1 protein-coding gene is annotated in these 1458 nt (G+C 64.5%); it reads left to right on the top strand.

Going from position 1 to position 1458, the window contains the following annotated elements; translation table 11 throughout:
• Window positions 1-136: 136 nt before the first annotated feature.
• On the top strand, window positions 137-1414 hold the full coding sequence (locus G3N18_RS15725; RefSeq protein ID WP_420827111.1) for an IS256 family transposase: 1278 nt from the start codon (window positions 137-139) through the stop codon (window positions 1412-1414).
• Window positions 1415-1458: the final 44 nt, after the last annotated feature.

The following is a 1458-nucleotide window of genomic DNA, read 5'->3' as shown; positions in this document are numbered from 1 at the left end:
GAGCGTGTCAAATGGTGTGTGTAAGGGGCCGGGTCTCCTTACGAAAGGAAACACACTGTTGGCTATCGATAGGGCGTCGCGTGAAGAGCGACGTAAGGCTCAGGCGGAGGGCGCTCAGCGTCTGATCGAGTCGGGCATGCTGGATGATCTGTTCGCGAAGATCGATGCGGGCGAGGTTCAGCTCGACGGTGATGGCGGGTTCATCCGGCAGCTGATCAAGACCGGTCTCGAGCGCGGGTTGCAGGCTGAGCTGACTGAGCACGTCGGTTATGAGAAGGGCGACCCGGAAGCGGCGTTGCACGATAACTCACGGAACGGGTCGTTCCCGAAGACGGTGGGCACCACGGCCGGGGAGGTCGAGCTGCGGATCCCGCGGGACCGGAACGGCACGTTCACGCCCCGGCTGGTGCCGACCGGCAGCCGACGGTTGTCGCAGCTGGACGAGATGATCATCTCCCTCTACGCCGGCGGGATGACCGTCCGCGACATCGAGCATCACCTCGTCTCCACGCTCGGCGTCGACCTCAGCCACGAGACGATCTCCAACATCACCGAGGAGATCGCCGACGAGGTCCTGCAATGGCAGAACCGGCCGTTGGAAGCGTTCTACCCGGTGATCTACATGGACGCCCTGGTGATCAAGGTCCGTGACGGCGGGCACGTCCGCAACAAGGCCGCGCACATCGCCGTCGGCGTCGATATGGACGGCGTCAAGCACGTCCTCGGGATCTGGGTGCAACCAGTCGAGGGCGCGAAGTTCTGGGCGTCGGTGTGTGCTGAACTCGCCAACCGTGGCGTGCGTGACGTGCTCATCGTCTGCGTCGACGGGCTGACTGGGTTCCCCGACGCGATCGAGGCGACCTGGCCCGAATCGATGGTCCAAACCTGCGTGGTCCACCTGATCCGTAACGCGATGCGGTTCGTCGCCTACGGGCAGCGCAAGGCCGTCGCCGCCGCGTTGAAGCCGATCTACCAGGCCCCGACCGCGGACGCCGCGCTGGCGGCGCTGGACGCGTTCAAAGCGTCACCGTTGGGGCACGCGAACCCCCGGTCGGCGCAGGTGTTCGAGGACGCGTGGGAGAGGTTCACGCCGTTCCTCGCGTTCCCGCCGGAGCTGCGGCGGGTGATCTACACCACGAACGCGATCGAGTCGCTGAACTTCCAGCTCCGGAAGATCATCAAAAACCGCGGCCACTTCCCCAACGACCAAGCCGCCGTGAAGCTGCTCTGGCTCGCGATCTGCAACATCGAAGACAAGAGAGCCCGCGACCGGGCCAGCGAGCGCGGCCTACCCCGCGGCTCGAAGCGCAAAGCCGAAGGACGCCTGGTCGAAGGCCAAGTCGTGACGAACTGGATGAAAGCCCTCGAGCAACTCTCGATCGTCTACCCCGAGCGCATCAACCGCTACCTCTAACACCCCGAGGCAAGGCCCACTTACACACACAACTTGACAAGCTC

It is taken from the genome of Microbacterium paulum (genome assembly GCF_015707995.1).
GTDB lineage: Bacteria > Actinomycetota > Actinomycetes > Actinomycetales > Microbacteriaceae > Microbacterium > Microbacterium paulum.
The sequence above is the reverse complement of the archived record's forward strand: the minus strand, read 5'-3'. Positions and strand labels throughout refer to the sequence as shown.

Bases quoted from the DNA above. Each gene is read 5' to 3' on its own strand.
- G3N18_RS15725 (WP_420827111.1), top strand. From the start codon at position 137: ATGCTGGATGATCTGTTCGCGAAGATCGATGCGGGCGAGGTTCAGCTC.